Here is a 22287-nt window from a genome sequence, read left to right as displayed (position 1 = left end):
CGGGGGGGCGACCCTCCGGCCCGTCCTCCACCACCCTTCCTCGCATCACCAGGGAGACCACGATGGGAACGATTCGCATGGATCGCCGGCTGTTCCTGAAAAGCGCGGGCGCCACCGCGGGGGCCGTCGCCGCCACACAGGTGGGATGCCTCAGATACTTCAAGAAGGGGCGCAGCTCCGCCGCAGAAACGAAGGAGATCCCGACGACCTGCGAGTTGTGCCCGAACAAGTGTTCGGCCATTGCCGTGGTCGAGGGCGGCTTCGTCAAGAAGCTGAACCCCAACCCCGAGAACCCCAAGTCCCGCGACATGCTGTGCGCCCGCGGCAACGCGGCCATCAAGCAGGTCTACGATCCCGACCGCATCAAGCAGCCCATGATCCGCGTGGGCGCCCGCGGCGAGGGCAAGTGGAAGCCCGTGAGCTGGGACGAGGCCTTCGACTTCGCGGCCAAGAAGCTGTCCGAGGTGAAGGACAAGTACGGTCCGCAGGGCACCCTCTGGTCCTCCACCGAGGGCTTCCAGGAGGTCTTCTTCAAGAACCTGGGCCTGGCCTTCGGCTCTCCCAACATCGTGCGCCATCCGACGCTGTGCCTCGCCTCGGTGAACCTGGCCTACAGCGCCACCTTCGGCACGGTCCCGAGCTTCGACCTGCTGAACAGCAAGTTCGTCATCATGTCCGGCGCCAACCGCTTCGAGAGCATCATCACGCCCGACACGATGGACCTCATCGGCGGCGTGATGGAGCGCAAGGCCAAGCTGGTCTACCTCGACCCCCGCTTCACCGTCACCGCCGCCAAGGCTGACGAGTGGTACCCCATCAAGCCCGGCTCCGACCTGGCCTTCATCCTCGCCATGATCCACGTGATCATCAAGGAGGGCCGCCACAGCAAGGACTTCGTCGCCACCTACACCACCGGCTTCGACCAGCTCGCCGAGCACGTGAAGCAGTACACGCCGGAGTGGGCCGAGAAGGAGACCGAGATCCCCGCCGCGGACATCGTCCGCATCGCCCGCGAGTTCGCCGACGCCGGCGCCCGGGCCCTCTACTACGCGGGCCGCCGGTCCTCGTGGTACCAGAACGACTTCCAAATGCGCCGCGCCCAGGCCATCCTCAACGCCATCGTCGGCAACTGGGACCAGATGGGCGGCATGGTTCCCAACTCCAAGCTCCCCAAGGGCGAGTTCCTGTTCATGCCCTGGGACGAGCCCAAGGCATCCCGTGTGGACGAGATCGAGACCGCCTTCCCTCTCGCCGCCAAGGGCGACGGCGTCTACCTCAAGCTCCGCGAGAACGTCCTCAGCGGGAAGCCCTATCCCGTGAAGGGCTGGATGGTCTACAAGCAGGACCCCATGAACTCCCTGCCCGACCAGGCCAAGACCATGAAGATGATCGAGCAGATGGACTTCATCGGCGTCATCGACGTGCAGATGAGCGACATGGCCTGGTATGCGGACGTGGTCTTCCCCGAGAGCGCCTACCTGGAGCGCACGGATCCCGTGGAGGTGATGCCCGGCATCTGGCCCGCCGTGGTCTACCGCCAGCAGGTGGTCAAGCCCATCCACGACACGAAGCCGAACCTCGAGATCGTCCAGGGCCTCGCCAAGCGCCTGGGCCTCAGCGACTACTTCGACTACACCATCGACCAGTGGGTCGAGGCGGAGTTCAAGGACCTGCCCATCCCCATGGCCGCCGAGCACATGAAGAAGCACGGCGTCTGGGCCGCCAGCGGCCAGCCCAGCTATGGCAAGACCCTGAACCCGGAGCACCGCTTCGTCACCAAGAGCGGCAAGATCGAGCTCTTCTCGGAGCGCCTCCAGGAGGCCGGCCACGACCCCCTGCCTGTCTACACGGCCCAGCCCCAGCCCCGGAACGACCAGTTCCGGCTCATCCTGGGCCGCGTGGGCTACTTCACTCACGCCAATCAGTCCAACAACGTCTGGCTGCACGAGTTCATGAAGGAGAACGACCTCTGGATCAATCCCAAGCCCGCTGAGCGGCTCGGGATCAAGGATGGCAGCTACATCACGGTCACCAGCAGCGTGGGCAGCGTAAAGCTCAAGGCCCGCGTCACCGAGGAGATCCGCCCGGACTGCGTGTTCATGCTCCACGGCTTCGGCAAGAAGTCGAAGATGCAGAGCCTCGTCTACAACGTGGGCGCCAGCGATGCCGTGATCCTCGAGACCGCCTGGGACAAGGTCTCCGGGAACGCGGCCTTCCACGAAACCTTCGTCAAAGTCGCGAACGCCTGAGGAGGGTGAACCATGGCCATCAAGAAGAAGCGCTACGCCCTCGTCATCGACTCCAGGAAATGCATCAACTGCAAGGCCTGTGTCGTGGCGTGCAAGGCTGAGAACCAGGTTCCCGTGGGCAACTTCCGGAACCGCATCAACGAGGAGCGGAAGGGCGAGTACCCCAAGCTGAGCATCAACTTCGAGCCAGAGCAGTGCCACCACTGCGCGGATCCCTCCTGCGTCCGCGTGTGCCCCACCGGGGCCTCCTGGCAGCGCAAGGACGGCATCGTCCTCGTGAACTACGACGAATGCATCGGCTGCCGCTACTGCATGGTCGCCTGCCCCTACGACGCCCGCTACTTCAACGAGGAAGAGGGCGTGGTGGACAAGTGCACCTTCTGCAGCCACCGCGTGGACAAGGGCGACATCCCGGCCTGCGTCGAGACCTGCCCCTCCAAGGTGCGCGTCTTCGGCGATCTGGAGGACCCCACCGCCCGGATCCACGAGCTGCTCTCCACGCGGCGCTACCGCGTGAAGGAACCCCAGACGGGCAACGGCCCCCAACTCTATTACCTGCTCTAGGAGGAAGCCATGCACGAGTTCAATTGGGGTCTCCTCATCGTCGTCTACCTGTTCCTGGGTGGCCTTTCCGCGGGGCTGTTCTTCGCCGCGGGCCTGGCGAACTACCTGACCGTCGACGACAAGCCCGTCTACGCCAAGGTCGCCCGCATGGGCGCCCTCCTGGCCCCCTGGCCCGTGGCCATCGGCTCCGGCCTGCTCATCCTCGACCTGGGGAACTGGTACCGCTTCTACAAGCTGTTCCTGCACTTCCGCTGGCAGAGCCCGATGTCCATCGGCTCCTACCTGCTGACCATCTTCACCCTCATCGCCTTCGTCTACCTCTTCGCCTGGCTGAAGGAGGATGAGCGCAAGTGGATCTTCAGCAAGATCCCCGCGACCTGGAAGCAGGTGCATCGTCTGAACGTGGACATCTCCTCCTGGCGCGAGAAGATCGCCATGGTGGGCTTCCCCTTCTCCATCGGCGTGGGCATCTACACCGGCGTGCTGCTGGGCGCCGTCTCGGCCCGGCCGTTCTGGAACACCAACCTGGTGGCCCAGATGTTCCTGTTCTCCGCCCTCTCCAGCGGCTCTGCGGCCCTGCTGCTCGCCATGCTGCTGGACCGGAAGAACCCCATCGAGAAGCACGAGACCAAGTTCCTGGTCACCCTGGACGTGGTGTTCATCTCCCTGGAGCTATTCATCATCCTGCCCTACATCATCCACGGGCAGCTCTCGTCCCAGGCCGTGAAGGACGCCCTGACCCTCATCCTCGGCGGCCCCTACACCGTGGTCTTCTGGGTGTTCTTCCTCTTCCTGGGCCTCCTGGTGCCCCTGGCCATCGAGGTCTACGAACTCTTCCCCAGCATCTTCAAGGGCCACGAATTCCACGGCAGCCGCCGCATGGCCCTGACCGCCGCGGGCCTCGTGCTCTTCGGAGGCTTCCTGCTCCGCTACATCTTCGTCTACGCTGGCCAGGTGAGCAGCTTCCACCGGATGGGAATGCTGCGCTGATCCTGGTTCTTCAGGGAAGGATCAACGGATCACCACCAAGACACCAAGACACCAAGACACCAAGAACTGCCATTGCCTTTGTCTTTCTTGGTGCCTTGGTGTCTTGGTGGTAAATCTTTCCATCCGCTGATTCTAGGTGCTTCAGGAGGAACCTCGACATGTCGCTCGCGCTCCAGGCAGACCTCGCCCAGATCCTCGCCGAAGCCTTCCTGGAGCCCGACGCCGACCTCAAGGAGGGGCTGAAGCAGCTGCTGGACGGATGCTCCAGCCCCTCCCTGGCGTCTCCCCTCGGCCGGATGGCGGAGTCCGCCCTCTCCGCGGAGGACCAGCCCGTGGAATACGCCCGGCTGTTCCTCCACGCCAAGGACTCGGACACGGTCCACCTCTTCGAGTCCGTCCAGGCCCGGGGCCACCACATGGCCCCCGAGGTGCTGGAGCCCCTCAAGGCCATCTACGACGAGGCCGACATCAGCCTCCAGGAGGATCTCGGCATCCCGCCCGACCACCTGGGCCTGGAGCTTTCCTGCCTCAGCTACCTTCTGGCCCAGGTGATCGAAGGCGACCTGGCGGAGCGCGACCGGTACGTGGAACTGGCCCAACGCCTGATTCAGGAGCACCTGCGCCCCTTCACGGCGGTGGTGGCCGAACAGCTGCCCCAGGTGCAGGCCCATCCGTACTACCTAGCCGCTTCGGAACTGGCCGCGGCCCTGCTGCCGGAAGCCGAGAAGGCGCTGGCGGAAATCTAGCCAACCCCCTGCTGGACAAAGGCTTGCCCCGCGTCCAGCATGGAGCCATGACTGTCCCCACGACCATCCTCCTGGTGGATGACGAGCCGGGCATCCGGCGGTCCCTGGGCGAAGCCCTCAAGGACGAGGGCTACCACGTGGTGAAGGCCGAGCGGGGCGAGCAGGCCATCGACCTGCTCCACAACCCGGATGGCGAGGGCATCCAGCTCATGCTGCTCGATGTCTGGCTGCCGGGCCAGGACGGCCTGGAGACCCTGAAGCAGGCCAAGCAGATCCGCTCCGACCTGCCCGTGGTGATGATCTCCGGCCACGCCAGCATCGACACGGCCCTCCAGGCCACCAAGCTGGGCGCCTTCGACTTCCTCGAGAAGCCCATCGATCTGGACCGCCTGCTGCTGGTGACCGGCAACGCCTTGCGGCAGTCCCGGCTGGAGCAGGAGAACCAGAGGCTGCACGCCGCGGTCGAGGGCGGGCGGTTCTTCCTGGCGGACAGCCCCGCCATGAAGCGGCTCATGGCCGACGTGGCCCTGGTGGCCCCCACGGAAGGCCGCGTGCTGCTCACCGGCGAGAACGGCAGCGGCAAGGAGGAGGTGGCGCGCCTCATCCACCAGCAGAGCCCCCGCAAGGACGCGCCCTTCGTGGAGGTGAACTGCGCCGCCATCCCCGAAGAGCTCATCGAGAGCGAGCTGTTCGGCCACCAGAAGGGCGCCTTCACGGGCGCCGTCCGCGATCAGAAGGGCAAGTTCCGCGAGGCCGACGGCGGGACGCTGTTCCTCGACGAAGTCGGCGACATGTCCCTCAAGACCCAGGCCAAGGTCCTGCGCGCCCTCCAGGAGGGCCGCGTGGAGCCCGTGGGCGGCGGTGGGGCCGTGGGCGTGGACGTGCGCGTCATCGCCGCCACCAACAAGGACCTGGCCGGCGAGATCACCAAGGGCCGCTTCCGCGAGGACCTGTACTTCCGGCTAGCCGTGGTACCCCTGCGCATCCCGCCCCTGCGCGAGCGGCCCGAGGACATCCTGCCGCTGGCGGAGGCCTTCATCAGCCGCATCGGCCGCCAGTACGGGCGGCCGCCCAGGCACCTGGGCCCCGAGGCCAAGGACACGCTGCTGCGCCACGACTGGCCGGGCAACGTGCGCGAGCTGAAGAACCTCATGGAGCGCGCCGTCATCCTGGGCCGCGGCGCCGAGATCGGCCCCCGCGACCTGGGCGCCCTGGCCGCCCGGCATCTGGCCGAACCCGATCCCTTCTCGTTCCCGGAGTTCCCCAGCCTCAAGGAGGCCCGCGACTGGTTCGAGGCCCAGTACCTGCAGCGGGAGATGAAGCTCCAGAGCGGCAACATGACCCGCGTGGCCGAGCGCGTGGGCGTGGACCGCTCCAACCTCTACAAGCGCCTCAAGGCCCTGGGCATCGAGCCCAGGGAGAGCTAGGCGGCGCGCCATGGCCGAGAAGACGTGGTTCAAGATCTCGCGACCAGGTGGGTCGCGGAGCAGGCTCCAGTGGAGCCTGCGGAGCGGGGCCCCACTGGGAGCGAATCACGACTGGATGAGCCAGGGCCTGCCGGCGGAGGCGGGCCGTGAGTGACAAGAAGTGGTTCAAGATCGGTGAAGCCGCCCTGCTCATCGGCGTCGGCCCCAAGGACCTGCGCTACTGGGAAGACGTCATCCCCGACATCAAGCCCCGGCGCAGCAAGGGCAACCTCCGCTACTACCATGTGGACGAACTGCCCCGCCTGAGGCGCATCAAGGCCTGGCTGGCCGAAGGCCTCACCGTGGCCGATTGCGCGGAGCTTCTGGCCCATGGCCACCTCGTGCAGCGCCTCGATCTCGGCCTCGACGCGGAGGAGCTTCCCGCGGCCCCCGCGGTGAAGCCCAAGCCCACGATCCCCCGGCTTCTGCGGACGAGCTCCGACCTCCAGCCCATCCTCAAGTCTGTGCGCGCCCTGTACGAACGGCTGTCCCATCCAGTCAAACCTTGACCTGAGGCCCCACCCGGTCTAGAGTCAATGGTTCACGGCGCGTGGCGCAGCCTGGTAGCGCACTACCTTGGGGTGGTAGGGGTCGGAGGTTCGAATCCTCTCGCGCCGACCAAAACACCAGAAAATGGGGCCCAATCGGGCCCCTTTTTCTGGCGTTTCGATCCTTCGGATCGAGAGGATTCGAACCTCAGGCCGGGGGTGCCCGGGCGCCTGCACTCACCACCCCCTTTGACCTTCGGCCGAGTGGGATCGCGGAGGCGCCACTCTCCACCTGACGCACCCTCCCCCGGAGGGCGCTCCCGCTCGTTCCTCGCGGAGGTGGAGCCTCTGTGGCGCCGGAGCGAGACCGGCGGCTGGCGCGGCCAGACGCAGTTCGAATCCGGCCTCGATGGGTCGATCCCATATGCGAAGCACGGCCCACCTCCGACTGGGATCACCGAGACAGCGCGGGATGCGGTCAAGAGCCGAACCCACGGCTGGATATGATGGGGTCCAGCATGGACACCTCAACCCCCGACACCCGCACCGCCCTGCTTCTGGCTGCCCTGGCCTGCTTCGCCGATCACGGGTTCGACGGCACGAGCATGCGCATGATCGCGGAGCGGGCGGGGCGTCCCCTGTCTCTGCTCTCCCACTACTTCGGCAACAAGGAGGGGCTGTACCTCGAGGTGTTCAAGCTCCTCCTGGAAAGCACGGGCCGCCAGGCGGGCCCCGCCACTCCGCCCGTGACCCTGGATCCGCAGGACCGGGCCGGGGCCATCCGCCTGCTGCGGGAGCAGATCCACCTCATGTACGAGCAGGGCGCACCGGCCTCGCCCGCACGGCAGCCCATGGAGGAGTGGGGGGCCCGGCTGTGGGTGCAGGAGTTCCGGTCACCCCGGCCCAGCCTCCACCCCCTGTTCCGCCAGTACATCGGTCCGACCGCCGAGGCCATCGCAACCTGTCTCCGCATCCTGCGGCCCGACCTGAACCCCGCCCAGGTCGCCTTCCTCGGCATCACGATCATCGGCCAGGTCGTTGGGCACCGGTCCATGTCCGGCATCAACCGGGTGCTGTGGGGCGACCACCCCCCGTTCGGAAGCCCGTTCCAGGAGGCTGAGCTGCTCGTGGAGTTCTGCCTCCATGGGCTGCAGACCGTCCCCCCGCGGTGAACCAGGAAGGTCGGGGAACCCGTTCCCCGGCCTCCAGCTGGCGCAGGGACCTCAGAATCGGTAGAGGAAGCTGGCGTTCACCGTGGGAGAAGTCACCTCAGGCTTGGCGCCGAACAGCTCGGGCTTGTACTTCCCCTAGACGTACCTGAGCTCGGCCCCCAGGTGGGGGGTGAACCTGTAGCCCACGGCAGCGGCGCCGTGGACTGCATTCGGAGTGTCGCTGTCGCTCATGCCCGGGAGATCCACCTCGAACTTGGCCATGCCGACGCCGAGCCCCGCCCCGAGGTAGGCTCCCTGGCCGACCTTCCCGGAGAAGAAATAGTGGTCGTCGGCCCCGAGCTGGAGCATCTGGACCGTGCGCCCGCTCCAGTCGAAGGAGGTGCAGTCCAGGCGAGGAACGATGGCGTGCCCGCCGGAGAAGCCGATCTGCATGTGCGCGCCCAGGCCGTAGCCAAGGGACTTGTCCAGCAGGTCCCTGTCGCCGAGGTCGCCGGCGGGATAGGCCAGGGTGGCTTGGAGGCCGTACGTCAGGTCCTGGGCCGCGAGTGGGCGCTGGCCAACGCGGCGGCGGTCAGGCAGAGCGCCAGGGGAAGGCTCGATCTCATGGGAATCTCCTTGTCGCCCCGGGAAGGGGCGGGTGTCGGGAACCAGCCGGGCGAGGTCGGGCGGTGTTCATCGGTCCAACGACCGGCGAACAAATTTAAATTGATAGGTCGATTGACCAATTTGAATATTCTTTTTATAAAACAAAATAATTGAATACATACTCGAATTGATCAATATAGATTAAATAACAAAAATTCATTCAATTCACTTGCCTTTCTTGTTCGCTTGATCAATTCTACTGTTCGGTCGAACGACTCAGGCCCAACCCCATGACCCCATCCGACACCGCTGTTCCCGCCGACACCCGCGAGGCCCTCCTCGAGGCGGCCCTGGCCTGCTTCGCCAGGTACGGCTACGAGGCCACCTCCATCCGCCTCGTGGCCTCCATGGCCGGGAAGAACGCCTCCCTCATCTCCTACTACTTCAAGGGCAAGGAGGGGATGTACCGGGAGGTCTTCCGGTACCTCCTGGCCCACTTCGCCGCCAAGTCCCCCGATCTCGGCCCGGAGGATGGGGCCGCCTTCTCGGACGGGCGGAGCCGGCTCCGTGCCCACATCCTCTGGGTCCTCCGCGAGGTGGACGCACACCGGGACGCCTCGGATCCCCTGCGGGAACCGGCCTCGCGGCTGCTGCTGAGCGAGATCCAGTCGCCTCGCCACGAGGTCAAGGACCTCCTCCAGGCCCACCTGGAACCCTTCGTGCGCGAAGGCCGCGCCTGCATCCAGGCCCTGCGCCCCGATCTGCCGCCTGCGGACGTGGACTTCTGGGGGATCACCCTCCATGGCGCCTGCGTGCACCACGCGCTGATGTCAGAGGTCCACCACCTGGCCTGGGACTCGGTCGACCCATCCCTTTCCCTCGAAGCCATGGCCGACCGCCTGGCGGATTTTGCTTACCACGGTCTTCAATCCTGCTGATACTGGCGGTCCCGAACCGTTGCCCGGCCACCGCGACCAGATTTTTCTCAGCCCTTCCTGGAGCACCCCCATGCAGACTCCCTATCGAGGCGGAATGATCGTCGTCGCCGGCGCCCTAATGGCAGGTGCGCTGACCATCGGTTGCGGCAAGAAGGAACAGGCGAAGGCCACGCCCGAAGTCTCCGTGGTGACCCTGCAGCCGGAAAAGGTCGCGATCACCTCCGAGCTGCCGGGACGGACGTCCGCGTTCCTCGTGGCCGAGGTCCACCCCCAGGTGAACGGCATCGTCCAGCAGCGGCTCTTCACCGAGGGGGCCGACGTGAAGCAGGGCGACGTGCTCTACCAGATCGACCCCAGGCCCTACCAGGCCGCCTACGACACGGCCGCCGCCGCGCTCGCCCGGGCCGAGGCCAACCTGCCCGCCATCCGGAAGCGCGCCGAGCGGTTCAAGGAACTGCTCGCGGTCCACGCTGTGGGCCAGCAGGACTACGATGACGCGGCGGCGGCCCTCAAGCAGTCTGAGGCCGAGGTCCAGTCGCTGAAGGCGGGCGTCGAGTCCGCCCGCATCAACCTCGGCTACACCCGCATCACCGCGCCGATCTCGGGGCGGACGGGCAAGTCCAGCGTGACGCCCGGCGCCTTGGCCGCGGCCTACCAGGGCCCGGCCTTCACCACCATCCAGCAGCTGGACCAGGTCTACGTGGATTCGCCCCAGTCCAGCGCCATCCTGCTCGGCATCCAGCGGAACCTGGCCGCCAACCGCATCAAGGGCAGCGCGGATTCCGCCCGCGTGAAGCTGCTGCTGGAGGACGGCACGCCCTATCCCCAGACGGGGATCCTGAAGTTCTCGGATGTGACTGTGGATCCCAGTACGGGCTCGCAGCTCCTGCGCATGGTCTTCCCGAATCCTCGCCATATCCTGCTGCCGGGCATGTACGTGCGCGCCATCGTCGAGGAGGGCGTGGCCGAACAGGCCATCCTGGTGCCCCAGCAGGGCGTCACCCGCGATCCCAAGGGGAACGCCATCGCCATGGTGGTGGACCCGTCCGACAAGATCGAGCAGCGGAGCCTCAAGGTGGATCGGGCCATCGGCTCGAAGTGGCTGGTCCTTGAAGGGCTCGCCGCCGGGGACCGCGTGGTCGTGGAAGGCCTGCAGAAGATCCGCCCGGGCACGGCCGTGAAGGTCGTGCCCGCGCCGACCTCCACCTCGGCCCCCGCTCCCGCGGCTGGCAAGTAGAGGAGCCGTCCATGGTCAATTTCTTCATCGACCGGCCGATCTTCGCCTGGGTGGTGGCCATTGTCATGATGCTGGCGGGCCTGCTGGCCATCAAGACCCTGCCCATCTCCCAGTACCCACCCGTGGCTCCGCCCTCCATCTCCGTGGATGCCTTCTATCCCGGCGCCTCCGCGAAGACCGTGGAGAACACCGTCACCCAGATCATCGAGCAGAAGATGACGGGCCTGGACCGCCTGCTCTACATGTCCGCCTCCAGCGACTCGGCGGGCCACGGCAGCGTCACGCTCACCTTCCAGCCCGGCACCGATCCCGACGCCGCCTGGGCCAAGGTGCAGAACAAGCTGGAGCTGGCCAAGCCCCTGATGCCCCAGGTTGTCCAGCAGATGGGCATCGCGGTCACGAAATCCACCAAGAACATCTTCATGATCCTGTCCATCACCTCGACGGACGGCAGCATGAACGCCGAGGACCTGCGCGACTACCTGGCCTCCAACGTGGAGAATGTCATCAGCCGCGTGGAGGGCGTCGGCGAGGTGCTGTCCTTCGGCACCCAGTACGCCATGCGCATCTGGCTGAACCCGGACAAGATGGTCGGCTACCACATCACCCCCGACGACATCCGGCAGGCCGTGAAGGCCTACAACGCGCAGATCTCCGCCGGCCAGGCGGGCGGCCTGCCGGCCGTCAAGGGCCAACGCCTGAATGTGACCGTGAACGTGCAGGAGCTCCTCCAGACACCCGAGCAGTTCGCGGCCATCCCCCTTCGCATCAACCCCGACGGCTCCACCATCCGCCTGCGGGACGTGGCCCGCACGGAGCTGGGCACCGAATCCTACGAGAGCGACACGCGGCTCAACGGCCAGCCCGCCGCCGGCATGCTCATCCGCCTCGCCTCCGGCGCCAACGCGCTGGACACCTCGAAGCTCATCAAGGCCAAGCTCAACGAGCTCTCCCCCTATTTCCCACAGGGCGTGAAGGTCGACTACCCCTACGAGACCACCCCCTTCGTGTCCGTGGCCATCAACGAAGTGGTGAAGACCCTCATCGAGGCCGTGATCCTCGTCTTCCTGGTGATGCTGCTCTTCCTGGGGAACTTCCGCGCCACCCTGATCCCCACCATCGCCGTCCCCGTGGTGCTCCTGGGCACCTTCGCCATCCTTCAGTACGTGGGCATGTCCATCAACATGCTCACCATGTTCGCCATGGTGCTGGCCATCGGCCTGCTGGTGGACGACGCCATCGTCGTGGTGGAGAACGTCGAGCGCATCATGCACGAGGAGGGCCTGCCGCCCCTGGCGGCCACCCGGAAGTCCATGGGCCAGATCACCAGCGCCCTGGTGGGAATCGGACTTGTGCTGTCTGCCGTGTTCGGCCCCATGGCCTTCTTCGGCGGCTCCACGGGCATCATCTTCCGCCAGTTCTCCTTCACCCTCATCACCGCCATGATGCTCTCCGTGGTGGTGGCCCTGGTCCTCACGCCCTCCCTCTGCGTCACCTTCCTGAAGCCTGTCGAGAAGGGCCACGAAGCCGCCGAGAAGGGGTGGAAGGTCACGCGCCCCTTCTTCCTCTGGTTCGACCGGGCCTACTACAAGCTGAACCACATCTTCGTGGGCCAGCTGGAGCGCGTGCTCTCCAAGTGGGGCCGCTACGTCGTCATCTACGGCGTGATCGTGGCCGGCATGGGGTTCCTGTTCATGCGCCTGCCCACCGCCTTCCTGCCCGAGGAGGACCAGGGCATCATCATGACCCTCGTCCAGCTCCCCGCCGGGTCCACGCTGGAGCAGACCCAGAAGGTCCTGTCCGAGGTCCAGCACTACTTCCAGGACGATGAGAAGGAGGCGGTCGCCTCCTGCCTGACCGTGGGCGGGTTCAGCGTGGCCGGCCGCGGCCAGAACAACGGCATGGCCTTCGTCAAGCTCAAGGACTGGCACCTCCGGGACCGCTCTGAGCTGAAGGCGGAGGCTGTCATCCGACGGGCCATGCGCACGTTCTCCTCGCGCCGGGACTCCATGGTCTTCGCCGTGGCGCCTCCCGCCATCCTGGAGCTCGGCAACGCCACGGGCTTCGACTTCCAGCTGCAGGACCGCGCGGGCGTCGGCCACGCCAAGCTCATGGAGGCCCGCAACCAGCTGCTGGGCCTGACGGCGCAGGATCCCAACCTCAAGGCCGTGCGCCCCAACGGGCTGGACGACCAGCCCGAGTACAACGTCAAGCTCAACCAGGACCGGGCCGGCGCGCTGGGCGTTCCCCTGCCGGTCATCAGCGATACCCTCGCCAGCGCCTGGGGCGGCTCCTACGTGAACGACTTCATCAACCGCGGCCGGGTCAAGCGCGTCTACATGCAGGCCGACGCGCCCTTCCGCATGCAGCTGGAGGACCTGAACAAGCTCTACGTCAGGAACACCACCGGCGCGATGGTCCCGTTCTCGGCCTTCTCCGCCGGGGAATGGAGCTACGGATCCCCCAACCTCCAGCGCTACAACAGCTTCCCATCCGTGAACATCCAGGGCGAGCCCGCGGCGGGCAAGAGCACCGGCGACGCCATGCTGGCCATGGAATCGCTCGCCAAGAAGCTCCCCGCCGGCATCGGCTTCGAGTGGACGGGCCTCTCCTACCAGGAACGGCAGGCGGGCGCCCAGGCTCCGGCCCTCTACGCGGTCTCGATCCTGGTGATCTTCCTGTGCCTCGCGGCCCTCTACGAGAGCTGGACGATCCCCTTCTCGATCCTGCTGATCCTGCCCCTGGGGATCTTCGGCGCCGTCCTGGCCACCTGGTCGCGGGGCATGTCCAGCGACGTCTACTTCCAGATCGGCCTGCTGACCACCCTGGGCCTCACCGCCAAGAACGCCATCCTCATCGTGCAGTTCGCCGAGGAGCAGATCGCCCAGGGCGCCGGCCTCTTCGAGGCGGCCATGGAAGCCTCCCGCCTGCGGCTCCGGCCCATCCTGATGACCTCCCTGGCCTTTACTTTCGGCGTGCTGCCCATGGCCCTCACCCGGGGCGCAGGCGCGGCGGCCCAGAACGCCATCGGGACCGGTGTGGTCGGCGGCATGCTGTCGGCCACCTTCATCGCCATCTTCTACATCCCCCTGTCCTTCCTCCTGGTGAGTCAGCTGTTCAGGAAGAAGGGCCAGGAGCCCGCCCCGGCCCAGGCCGCGGTTTCCGAGGAGGGGCAGCCATGATGTCGCCCAAAGCCTGGCCCAGCCTTCCCACCGCTCTGGCCCTCGCCTTGGCCATGTCCGGCTGCGTCTCCATGGCCCCGAGGTACCGGACGCCCGAGCCGCCCGTGCCGAAAGCCTGGCCGGAGGGCCCCGCCTACAAGGGCGCCACTGCCCCGGGCCAGTCGGCCGCGGACCTCCCCTGGCAGGCCTTCTTCGCGGACGAGCGGCTGCGGAAGGTGCTCGACCTCGCCCTGCGCAACAACCGGGACCTCCGGATCGCGGCCCTGAACACCGAGAAGGCGCGGGCCTACTACCGGATCCAGCGGGCCGAGCTGCTCCCCACGGTCAACGCGGTCGGCTACGGCACCCGCCAGCGGCTGCCCGCCAGCGTCTCCGGCACCGGCCAGCGCATCGTGGCCGAGCAGTACGCCGCCAACGCGGGCATCAGCGCCTGGGAACTGGATTTCTTCGGGCGTGTCCGCAGCCTCAAGAACCGGGCCCTGGAGCAGTACCTCGCCACGGAGCAGGCCCGCAACAGCGCCCAGGTCTCCCTGCTGGCGGAAGTGGCCAACGTCTACCTCGCCCTCGCCGCGGATCGCGAGAGCCTGAAGCTCGCCCAGGAAACCCTCGCGAACCAGGAGGCGGCCTACCGGATCGTCCGCCGGCAGTACGAGGTGGGCGTCGTCTCCGAGATCGACTCGTACCGTGCCCAGGTGAGCGTGGAGACCGCGCGGGGCGACATGGCCCGTTACACCCGCACCGTGGCCATGGACCAGAACGCGCTGCAGCTCCTGGTGGGCTCGTCGGTGCCCGCGGAATGGCTGCCCGACGCGCTGGGCAGTGTGACCGCCCTGACCGACGTCGCCCCGGACCTGCCCTCCGAGGTGCTGGCCCGCCGGCCGGACATCCTCATGGCCGAGAGCCAGCTCAAGGCCGCCAACGCCAACATCGGCGCGGCCCGGGCGGCCTTCTTCCCCCGGATCTCCCTCACCACGAACCTCGGCACCATGGACCGCCAGCTCTCCGGGCTGTTCCAGTCCGGCTCCGACGCCTGGACCTTCTCGCCCCAGGTCGTCCTCCCGATCTTCGACACGGGCGCGCGGCGGGCCAACCTCAAGGCGGCGAACGCCGACCGCGACATCGCCTTGGCCCAGTACGAGAAGGCCATCCAGGTGGCCTTCCGGGAAGTGGCCGACGCCCTGGCCCAGCGGGGCACCCTCGACGACCAGCTGGCGGCGCAGGAATCGCTCACGCAGGCCCTCGAGGGCACCTATCGCCTCGCCCAGGCCCGCTACACCGCGGGCATCGACGGCTACCTGGGGGTCCTGGACGCCCAGCGGTCCACCTACGCCGCGCAGCAGGGCCTCATCGCCCTCCGGCAGGCCAGGTACGGCAACCTCGTCAGCCTCTACAAGGTCCTGGGCGGCGGGTGGGACCGCCCCGGCCGACCCGCGCCCGCGCCTGCGCCTGCGAAGGCCCCCGCAGCGCCAGGCTCCTGACCTGACGCGTCGACTTCCAGGCCCTGCGGTGGCCCCTCCGGGCAGGCCTGGCTGCGGCCCAGCTCCGCCTCGCGGATGGCCTGGGCGGCGGCGTGGCTGGAGTCAGACGCGAGGATGGTGCCTTCGGAGCTGGCGAGGCGCACCGCCACGCCGTGGTCGTACCCGCCGGGCTGGCGGGTGATCATGGGGCAGGAGGCCGGGTCAATGGCCTCTCACCATCGGCACGAACCGCACCGGCAGCACCCCCTGGCGCCTCAGCCCCGTGGCCGTCTTCCGCAGCAGGTACAGCTCCTGGGCCCCCCACTGGGAACCCACGGGGATGATCATGCGGCCGCCCACCTTGAGCTGGTCCACCAGCGGCTGGGGCACGTCTTCGGGCGCGCAGGTGACGATGATGGCGTCGAAGGGCGCCGCCTCGGGCCAGCCGAGATGACCGTCGCCGGCGCGGACCTTCACATTGGTGTAGCCGAGCCGCTTCAGGTCGGCCTCGGCGCGCTGGGCCAGGGGCTCCACGATCTCCATGGTGTAGACCTCGGCCACCAGGCCCGCCAGCACGGCGGCCTGGTACCCCGAGCCCGTGCCGATCTCCAGCACCCGGTCCCCGGGCCGCGGAGCCAGCGCCGCCGTCATGAAAGCCACGATGTAGGGCTGGGAGATGGTCTGGCCGTAGCCGATGGGCAGGGGCCAGTCCTCGTAGGCCTGTCCGCGCTGGGCGGCCGGGACGAATTCGTGCCGGGGCACCCGGCCCATGGCTTCGAGCACCCGGGGATCGGCCACGCCCCGGGCCACGATCTGCTCGCGCACCATGCGCATCCGGGCCTGCGCGAGCACCGCATCCGCCACCGGAGCAGCGGGCCGGGCGGGTTCCGGGTCACAGCCTCCGAGGGTCAGCATCAAGGTCACTCCCAGATGCCATCGCATGGTTCGAAGGTACCCCGTACGGGGGTCTGCGCCAGCGCGCATCCCGGGCAGGCCCGGGATGCGCGTAGGGCGGAAGCTCGGCATCAGCCGAGGGTGAGCTCGAGCTGCCCGGCCAGGCCGCCGGTCCAGCTCCGCAGGCGCCAGGCCAGGATCAGGGCCTTGGCCTTCGCGGCCCCCGGGAAGGCCTGGCTGAAGGTCACGGCGGTCACCTGTCCGAAGGCATCCACCTTGAGCTCCAGGTCCGTGGCGGAAGGAAGTCCCGCCAGCGCCGCCGCCAGGGCCGGGTCCATCAGCCGGGCCTCCAGCTCGCCCCTCAGGTGCCGAGGATCCGAGGTCCCCGTGAGGCCCGAGAAGGCCAGGATCCGGAGCCGGGGCGCGGCCTTGACCTCCTTGGCCCGCTCGCGGCGGGACTGATCCTGGGCCACGACTCCCGCCGCCGCGGCGGCGGGCGCCTCCAGGGACATCATCCGCGGCGCCGGAGCGTAGGCCAGGGCCTTGGTCGCCGCGCCGCCCATGCTGCCCACGGCCGCGTCGGACACGCCTTCGGGCAGCGGCAGGGGCTGGGTGACGGTGGTGGACGAGCCGTTCGCGTTGCGCACCTGGGTGTCCACCGCCACGAAGGAGGTGTAGGCCGTCAGCAGATGGTAGGCCAGGCCCAGCCGCGTCACCTCGGCCTTGCGGCCTTCGTCCGCGCCGAACTGGTCGTAGTCCGACAGGGCCTGGATGCGCTGGTGGGCCCAGAGCTGGCGCAGGGCGCCGTGGTCACGATCCTTCACCTTCCCCACGTCGAAGGTCTGGCTCCAGGGGCCGGCCGCGGTCATGCCCGACAGCGTGACGGTGCCCTTGGCCTCGCCCGTCCACTTGCCCAGGCAGATGACGGGCCGGTCCGCCAGCACATCGGGAAGCTGCAGGGGCTCGAGGTCCTGGATGTGGAACCCGTTCGTGGTGAGCTTCACGTTCGTGAGCACCGGCGACGATACGTAGGCGCGGAAGCGCTCCGCCTCGGCCGCGGCCTGCTCGGGCCTGGTGATGACGAAGGCCTCGCCCTGTCCCGCGTGGGCCATGCCTTCGATGAGGTGGCGGTTCACGGAGCTGCCGATGCCGAAGGCGAAGAGGTTGGCGGCGCCCAGATTCTTGCGGATGAGATCGAAGACCTGGCCGTCGGCGCTGATGTAGCCGTCCGTGGAGACCACGAAGGTGCGGGAGATCCCGGGTGCCCGAGGCAAGCCCAGCGCCTTGCGCAGCGCGCTGCCCAGCTCCGTGCCGCCGCCGCCGTGCTGGGAGCTCACGAAGGCGAGGGCCTTCGCCGTGGCCTCGGGCGTGGCGTGCTGCGATCCGCTGGGCGACCAGAAGGCCGAGGTGCCCTCGAAGACCATCACGTTGAAGAGGTCCTGGGGCCGCAGGCCCTGGATCATCTCCTTCATGAGCACCTTGGAGACTTCGATGGGGAAGCCCATCTGGCTGCCGGAGACGTCCATGATGAAGACGTACTCGCGGGGCGGCAGGTCCTTCGGCGTGACGCGCTTGGGCGGCTGGGCCATGAGCAGGAAGGTGTTCTCGTCCTTGCCCTGGTTGAGCAGCAGCCCCGATTGCACGGCATTTCCCGCCAGCTGGTACTTCACGATGACGTCGCGGTTGCCGCCGTGGGCTTCGGAGGGATCCAGCCGCAGCGTGGCGTCCGCCTTGCCGTCGTAGGCGATGGAGGTCTTGTGCGTGTCGCAGGCCATGCGCTGGATGGGCAGGCCCGCGGACAGCTTCACCTCCAGGTCGAAGGTGGTGGCGGGCTTCTCGCCAGCGTGGGTGTAGGGGTTGGCCACCCACGCTTCGCCGGTGGAGGAATCCGTACCGGCCTTCCCGGCATAGCGCGGTCCCACCACCGTGGGATACACGAAGCTGTAGGTGCCGTCCGTGGGCACCAGCAGCTCGGTGTAGCGGAGCTCCACGCGGATCTCGTCGCCGGGCAGGATGTTCGCCACGTTCATCTGGAAGACGTTGGGCCGGTGCTGCTCCAGCAGCGAGGCGCTGCGGCCCTCCTGCTTGGCCCGCTCGTAGTCGGCCCGGGCCTGGCCGCGCTCCTTGATCTGGGCCTTCAGCACCCGCTCGCCGATGCGCATGGTCATCCCGTAGACCGCCGAGCGCGTGGAGCCCGGAAACACGTAGAGGGCCTCCAGGGGCTTCGTGCCCGTGTTGCGGTAGACCTGGGTCACCGTCACGTCGGCGATGACGCCGGCGATGGCCACCTTGGCGGAAGTGGATTTGAGCGGCAGCTGGTCCAGGGAGGCATCCTCGCCCTTCACGAAGAAATAGGGCGAGAGGGTGCGATCCGCGGAGGCCTCGCCCTGGGGATCGGGCCGGAAGGCCACAGGGCGGCTGCGGGCGCAGGCCAGGGGCGTCAGCCCGGTCCAGCAGGCGAGCATGAGGGCGGTGGCGCGGTGCGACATGGGATCCTCCCGGTGGCCGCGCGTCGGCGCGGTTCAGGAGGGAATGCCGCCGCCATCAGGTCCCTTTCACCGATCCGGATCTTTTTTCTCGGATGGGAAGATCCGCGCCCGGAAACCCGCCAGGGGGCCGGCCTCCGGCAGCTTCGCGGGGTCCGCGACCGGATGGGCCAGCGCGTAAAGGTCCAGGGCATCCCCCGCCTTCAGCCGCACCAGGTAGCGGCGCTGGGCCTCCCGGGCCTCCTGGAGCGCCACGGCGCGATCCTGGAGGACTTCCACCCCCCCGCCCCCGCGCCTGAGGAGCCACACCTGCGTCTGCGGCGGAGCGGTCACGGTCACCAGGGTGGTTCCGTCCGCCTGGGGCGTGAGGGTCCAGGTGGGAACCGCCAGGGCCGTGGCTCCGCTGGACCAGCCCTCGGCCTTGGCCAGCTTCGCGGCTTTGGCCCGGGCCGGGGTCGGAGCCGGGGGCGCGGCGGACAGGGCCTCCGTCACCGCCTGCGGAGCCAGGCGATCCTGCGAGGTCAGGCGATCCTGCGGGGCCGCGACCGCCCCCTGGGCATGGTCCTGGACCACCGGGACCGGCCGTGGGGCAGGTGCGGCTACCGGCACCGGTACGGGCACGGGTGGGGGCGGCGGGGCTGCGGGCGCGGAGGCGGCGCCGGCGGAGATGCCGGCGGCCGGCGGGGGCGTGGCCTCCTGCGCGGGAGCTTTCTTGGGGTTTGGCGGGGTCTGGGCCGGGGCGCGTCGCTCGAGCCTGGATCCAGCGGCCGGTTCCGTGGGCCCCTCCGGAGCAGCCTCGAAGGACAGGGCCTTCGGGCTCGCGGGCGCCTGCCGAACCGAAGGTGGCACCTCCTGGGCCGGGGTCGGCGCCTCCTGGGCCGGAGGTGGCGTCTGGGGGTTCCGCAGCCAGGTCAGGCCCGCCAGGGAGGCCATCAGCACCCCGGCCGCCGCGCCGAGCACGCCGGGCCGCCGCCAGAAGGGCACGACCTTCACCGAAGCCGGATCCGGGGCCGCAAGGGCGGCGAGCACCTGGGCCCGCGCGGCGGGATCCGCCAGCAGCTCCCGCAGGGCCTCCTCGTCGGCCAGGGCGTCGAAGAGGTCCTGGTGCGCCAGGGCGGCCTCGAACAGCGTGCGGCGCTCCTCGGCGGTGAGGGTGCCGGTGGCGTAGCCGCCCAGGAGTTTCTCGGCCGTGGCGCGCTTCACGACGCCCCCCTTCCCGGCCCTTCCCACCGGCCGCCCAGGGCCTCGAGCAGCTGCTTCCGGCAGCGGTGGTCCCAGGTGTAGACGGTGTTGAGCGTGGCGGCGCCCAGCAGGCCCTGGATCTCGGGGAAGCTGCGCCCCTCCAGCTTCAGCCGGAACAGCTCGCGGCAGCGCTCGCCGAGGCTGGCGATGCCGCCCATGAGACGGGTGAGCAGCTCCTTCCGCTCCAGCATGGCCGCGGGATCCGGCGCGTCTGAGGCGGGCGGGAAGGCCTCCACGTCCACGGCGTCGAACTCGCCCCGGCGGGCCGCCTTGCGGAAGTGGGCCCCCAGCTTGAAGCGCAGGATCTGGAAGGCCAGGGGAACCAGGTCCTCCGCCCGCTCCAGATGGCCGTACTTCGTGTGGATGAGCACCAGCACCTCCTGCGCCAGGTCCTCCGCATGGGCGCCTGCACCCCGGGATGCCGCGAAGGCGACGATCCTTTCACGGAGGCGGGCCAGGACCTCAGACCGCCCGGGCACCGCCGCGTCCCCCGCCTCCCCGTCGGGGATCGGGAGGGCGGAGGTCATCGGGAGGTCTGGATCCATGGCGGGGATGGGGCGCGCTCCATCCTGGCAGGAAAACTGCCAGGACTGATTGGCCGGCAAGATAGAATACGCGCTGGTCCTAATCTAAGCATGGCCCGTCCCACCTCACGCCGAGAACCCCATGCCCCTGGCACTGTCCATCTTCCTGGTCCTCCTCGCCTCCCTCCTCTCCGGGGTGCTGGGCGCCCTGGTGGCGGGCCTGTGGTACCGGCGGCGGCCCCGGGCCGGGGGTCCCATCGATCCCGACTGCCAGCACCAGCTGGAGGCCCTGGCCCGGGCCCGGGAGGCCAGCGAACGGGCGAACGCCGAGCTTCGGCGGGCGCTGGACCAGCTGGAACGCACGGCCGCCACGGATCGTCTCACCGGGGCCTGGAACCGCCGCTGGCTCGAGGACGGCGCCGCCCAGCTCATCGCCGCAGCCGGCCGCGGCGATGCGCCCATCAGCCTCATCCTGTACGACCTGGACCACTTCAAGCGCGTGAACGACTCCTTCGGCCACGAGGTGGGCGACGAGGTGCTCAAGTCCGTCACGGAGGCCGTCCGCGGCCAGCTGCGCGCCTCGGACGCGCTGGCCCGCTGGGGCGGCGAGGAGTTCATCGCGCTCTGCCCGGCCACCACCCTGGCGGGGGCCACCATCCTGGCCGAGAAGATTCGCCAGGCCGTGGAGGCCCGCGTCACCCCGAAGGTCGGCGTGGTGACCATCAGCCTGGGCGTGGCCCAGCGCCAGGAGAAGGAACCCCTGGAAGGCTGGATCCGCCGCGCCGACGAGGCCCTCTACCGGGCCAAGGCCCGGGGCCGGAACCAGACCGAAGCCTCCCTGGAGGTGGGCGTGGCCGCCGGGGAAGACCGGCCATCGTTCCTGGCCCTCGTCTGGGATCCGGCCCTGGCCTGCGGCGAGGCCGTGATCGACCACCAGCACCAGGAGCTCTACCGCCTCTCCAACGCCCTCCTGGCCTCCATCAACCAGGGCCGGTATCCCGAGGAGACCAAGCTCCACATGCAGCTCCTCATCGCCCACGTGGCCCAGCATTTCCACGACGAGGAGGCCATCCTGATCCGGGTGGGGTATCCGGAATTCGCCGCCCACGCCCAGGAGCACGGCCGCCTCCTCGCCAAGGCCAAGGTCCTCCAGCAGCAGATGGGAGGCGACAGCACGGACCTGCCGGCCATCCTCGGGTTCCTGGCCCTCGACCTGGTGAAGGGGCACATCCTCGGCTCGGACCGGGACTTTTACAAATACCTGGCCCAGGACTGACGCCCCCGCCCGGCGGGTACACTGGTTCCATGTCTGAACGCCTGATCCTGCTCACCAACGACGATGGCCTCTGGGCCCCGGGGCTGGCGGTCCTGGCCCGGGTGGCGTCCCGCTTCGGCCGGGTGGTCACCGTGGCCCCCGACCGCAACCGCTCGGCCATCTCCTCGGCCCTGAGCCTGCACAACATCCTCCGCCTGCACGAGATCGGCCCCGACCGCCACGCCTGCGACGGCACCCCCGTGGACTGCGTGCTGCTGGGCGTCTGCGAGGTGCTGGACCGCCGCCCCGACTGGGTGCTCTCCGGCATCAACCACGGCTTCAACCTGGGCGAGGACGTGTTCTATTCCGGCACCGTGGGCGCGGCCTTCGAAGGCCGCCTGCAGGGCGCGCGCGCCGCGGCCTTCTCCATCGATCCCCGGGGCTCCCTGGAGCAGGCCGAGCCCTGGATCGGCCGCTTCCTCGAGCGCTGGGAAACCATGGAGCTGCCGGCCAACCGCATCTGGAACGTGAACTTCCCCAAGGGCGAGCCCCAGGGCTTCCGCCTCACGGGCCAGGACAGCCGCGCCTACCACGACCTGGTGGAGCGCCGGGCGGACCCCCGGAACACCCCCTACTTCTGGATCGGCGGCGACGCGGGCCCCACCTACGCCAAGGCCCCCGGCAGCGACGCCGAAGCCGTGTTCGAGGGCTTCGCCAGCGTCACGCCCCTGCGGCTCGACCTGGGCTGCCCCGAGACCCTGGCGCGGCAGGCCGACTTCGACTCGGCCTTCAACGGACCGGCGGGAGCGTAG

18 protein-coding genes and 1 tRNA gene are annotated in these 22287 nt (G+C 68.6%); 14 read left to right on the top strand and 5 right to left on the bottom strand.

Features of this window, described 5'->3' with window-relative positions; genetic code table 11:
• Window positions 1-62: 62 nt before the first annotated feature.
• The 8 genes from MLJ35_RS01795 (at window position 63) to MLJ35_RS01760 (ending at window position 7675) form a co-directional block, all read left to right on the top strand.
• Window positions 63-2249, top strand: a complete 2187-nt coding sequence (locus MLJ35_RS01795) for a molybdopterin-dependent oxidoreductase (protein WP_243382529.1) — start codon at window positions 63-65, stop codon at window positions 2247-2249.
• Between the two features lie 12 nt (window positions 2250-2261).
• Window positions 2262-2813 carry a 4Fe-4S dicluster domain-containing protein gene (locus MLJ35_RS01790; RefSeq protein ID WP_243382527.1) on the top strand — a complete coding sequence of 184 codons (552 nt, stop codon included), beginning with the start codon at window positions 2262-2264 and terminating at the stop codon, window positions 2811-2813.
• A gap of 9 nt (window positions 2814-2822) precedes the next feature.
• Window positions 2823-3803 carry an NrfD/PsrC family molybdoenzyme membrane anchor subunit gene (gene nrfD, locus MLJ35_RS01785; RefSeq protein ID WP_243320034.1) on the top strand — a complete coding sequence of 327 codons (981 nt, stop codon included), beginning with the start codon at window positions 2823-2825 and terminating at the stop codon, window positions 3801-3803.
• A gap of 158 nt (window positions 3804-3961) precedes the next feature.
• Window positions 3962-4549 carry a molecular chaperone TorD family protein gene (locus MLJ35_RS01780; RefSeq protein WP_243382525.1) on the top strand — a complete coding sequence of 196 codons (588 nt, stop codon included), beginning with the start codon at window positions 3962-3964 and terminating at the stop codon, window positions 4547-4549.
• Window positions 4550-4596: 47 nt separating this feature from the next.
• Window positions 4597-5976: a sigma-54-dependent transcriptional regulator gene (locus tag MLJ35_RS01775; protein ID WP_243320030.1), complete on the top strand. Its 1380-nt coding sequence runs from the start codon at window positions 4597-4599 to the stop codon at window positions 5974-5976.
• Between the two features lie 146 nt (window positions 5977-6122).
• Complete coding sequence (locus MLJ35_RS01770) at window positions 6123-6524, top strand: MerR family transcriptional regulator (protein ID WP_243320029.1); 402 nt, start codon at window positions 6123-6125, stop codon at window positions 6522-6524.
• Window positions 6525-6559: 35 nt separating this feature from the next.
• Window positions 6560-6636: transfer RNA gene (locus MLJ35_RS01765), tRNA-Pro, on the top strand.
• A gap of 385 nt (window positions 6637-7021) precedes the next feature.
• On the top strand, window positions 7022-7675 hold the full coding sequence (locus MLJ35_RS01760; protein ID WP_243320027.1) for a TetR/AcrR family transcriptional regulator: 654 nt from the start codon (window positions 7022-7024) through the stop codon (window positions 7673-7675).
• A 135-nt stretch (window positions 7676-7810) separates the two neighbouring features.
• Here MLJ35_RS01760 and MLJ35_RS01755 read toward each other — a convergent pair whose 3' ends face one another.
• Window positions 7811-8107, bottom strand: a complete 297-nt coding sequence (locus tag MLJ35_RS01755; protein WP_243382523.1) for a porin family protein — start codon at window positions 8105-8107, stop codon at window positions 7811-7813.
• A 443-nt stretch (window positions 8108-8550) separates the two neighbouring features.
• On the opposite strand from MLJ35_RS01755, the gene MLJ35_RS01750 reads away from it, so the two are divergent.
• The 4 genes from MLJ35_RS01750 to adeC all read left to right on the top strand — a co-directional run bounded on the left by MLJ35_RS01750 (window position 8551) and on the right by adeC (window position 15095).
• Window positions 8551-9198 carry a TetR/AcrR family transcriptional regulator gene (locus tag MLJ35_RS01750; protein WP_243382521.1) on the top strand — a complete coding sequence of 216 codons (648 nt, stop codon included), beginning with the start codon at window positions 8551-8553 and terminating at the stop codon, window positions 9196-9198.
• Between the two features lie 94 nt (window positions 9199-9292).
• Window positions 9293-10435 carry an efflux RND transporter periplasmic adaptor subunit gene (locus MLJ35_RS01745; RefSeq protein WP_243382519.1) on the top strand — a complete coding sequence of 381 codons (1143 nt, stop codon included), beginning with the start codon at window positions 9293-9295 and terminating at the stop codon, window positions 10433-10435.
• Between the two features lie 11 nt (window positions 10436-10446).
• Complete coding sequence (locus MLJ35_RS01740; RefSeq protein WP_243382518.1) at window positions 10447-13617, top strand: efflux RND transporter permease subunit; 3171 nt, start codon at window positions 10447-10449, stop codon at window positions 13615-13617.
• Window positions 13617-15095: an AdeC/AdeK/OprM family multidrug efflux complex outer membrane factor gene (gene adeC, locus MLJ35_RS01735; protein ID WP_243383134.1), complete on the top strand. Its 1479-nt coding sequence runs from the start codon at window positions 13617-13619 to the stop codon at window positions 15093-15095. The genes MLJ35_RS01740 and adeC overlap by 1 nt, the downstream gene beginning before the upstream one ends.
• Before the next feature lie 201 nt (window positions 15096-15296).
• Here the strand turns inward: adeC and MLJ35_RS01730 are convergent, their stop codons facing one another.
• The 4 genes from MLJ35_RS01730 to MLJ35_RS01715 form a co-directional block, all read right to left on the bottom strand.
• Window positions 15297-15989: a protein-L-isoaspartate(D-aspartate) O-methyltransferase gene (locus tag MLJ35_RS01730; RefSeq protein ID WP_243382516.1), complete on the bottom strand. Its 693-nt coding sequence runs from the start codon at window positions 15987-15989 to the stop codon at window positions 15297-15299.
• A 110-nt stretch (window positions 15990-16099) separates the two neighbouring features.
• Window positions 16100-18457: a VIT and vWA domain-containing protein gene (locus tag MLJ35_RS01725; protein ID WP_243382514.1), complete on the bottom strand. Its 2358-nt coding sequence runs from the start codon at window positions 18455-18457 to the stop codon at window positions 16100-16102.
• Window positions 18458-18523: 66 nt separating this feature from the next.
• Window positions 18524-19657, bottom strand: coding sequence for a hypothetical protein (locus tag MLJ35_RS01720; protein WP_243382512.1), 1134 nt, complete (start codon window positions 19655-19657; stop codon window positions 18524-18526).
• Window positions 19654-20223, bottom strand: a complete 570-nt coding sequence (locus MLJ35_RS01715; RefSeq protein WP_243382510.1) for an RNA polymerase sigma factor — start codon at window positions 20221-20223, stop codon at window positions 19654-19656. Before MLJ35_RS01715 ends, MLJ35_RS01720 begins: the two co-directional genes overlap by 4 nt.
• 139 nt (window positions 20224-20362) lie before the next feature.
• Between MLJ35_RS01715 and MLJ35_RS01710 the strand changes: the two genes are divergently transcribed.
• A complete protein-coding gene (locus MLJ35_RS01710; RefSeq protein WP_243382507.1) occupies window positions 20363-21496 on the top strand; it encodes a diguanylate cyclase in 1134 nt (377 codons plus the stop codon).
• A 29-nt stretch (window positions 21497-21525) separates the two neighbouring features.
• Window positions 21526-22287 (top strand): 5'/3'-nucleotidase SurE, encoded by a 762-nt coding sequence (gene surE, locus MLJ35_RS01705; protein ID WP_243382505.1) that lies wholly within the window; start codon window positions 21526-21528, stop codon window positions 22285-22287.

The organism is Geothrix alkalitolerans (assembly GCF_022808885.1).
GTDB classification, from domain to species: Bacteria; Acidobacteriota; Holophagae; order Holophagales; family Holophagaceae; genus Geothrix; species Geothrix alkalitolerans.
This window is presented reverse-complemented; position numbering and strand designations above follow the sequence as displayed.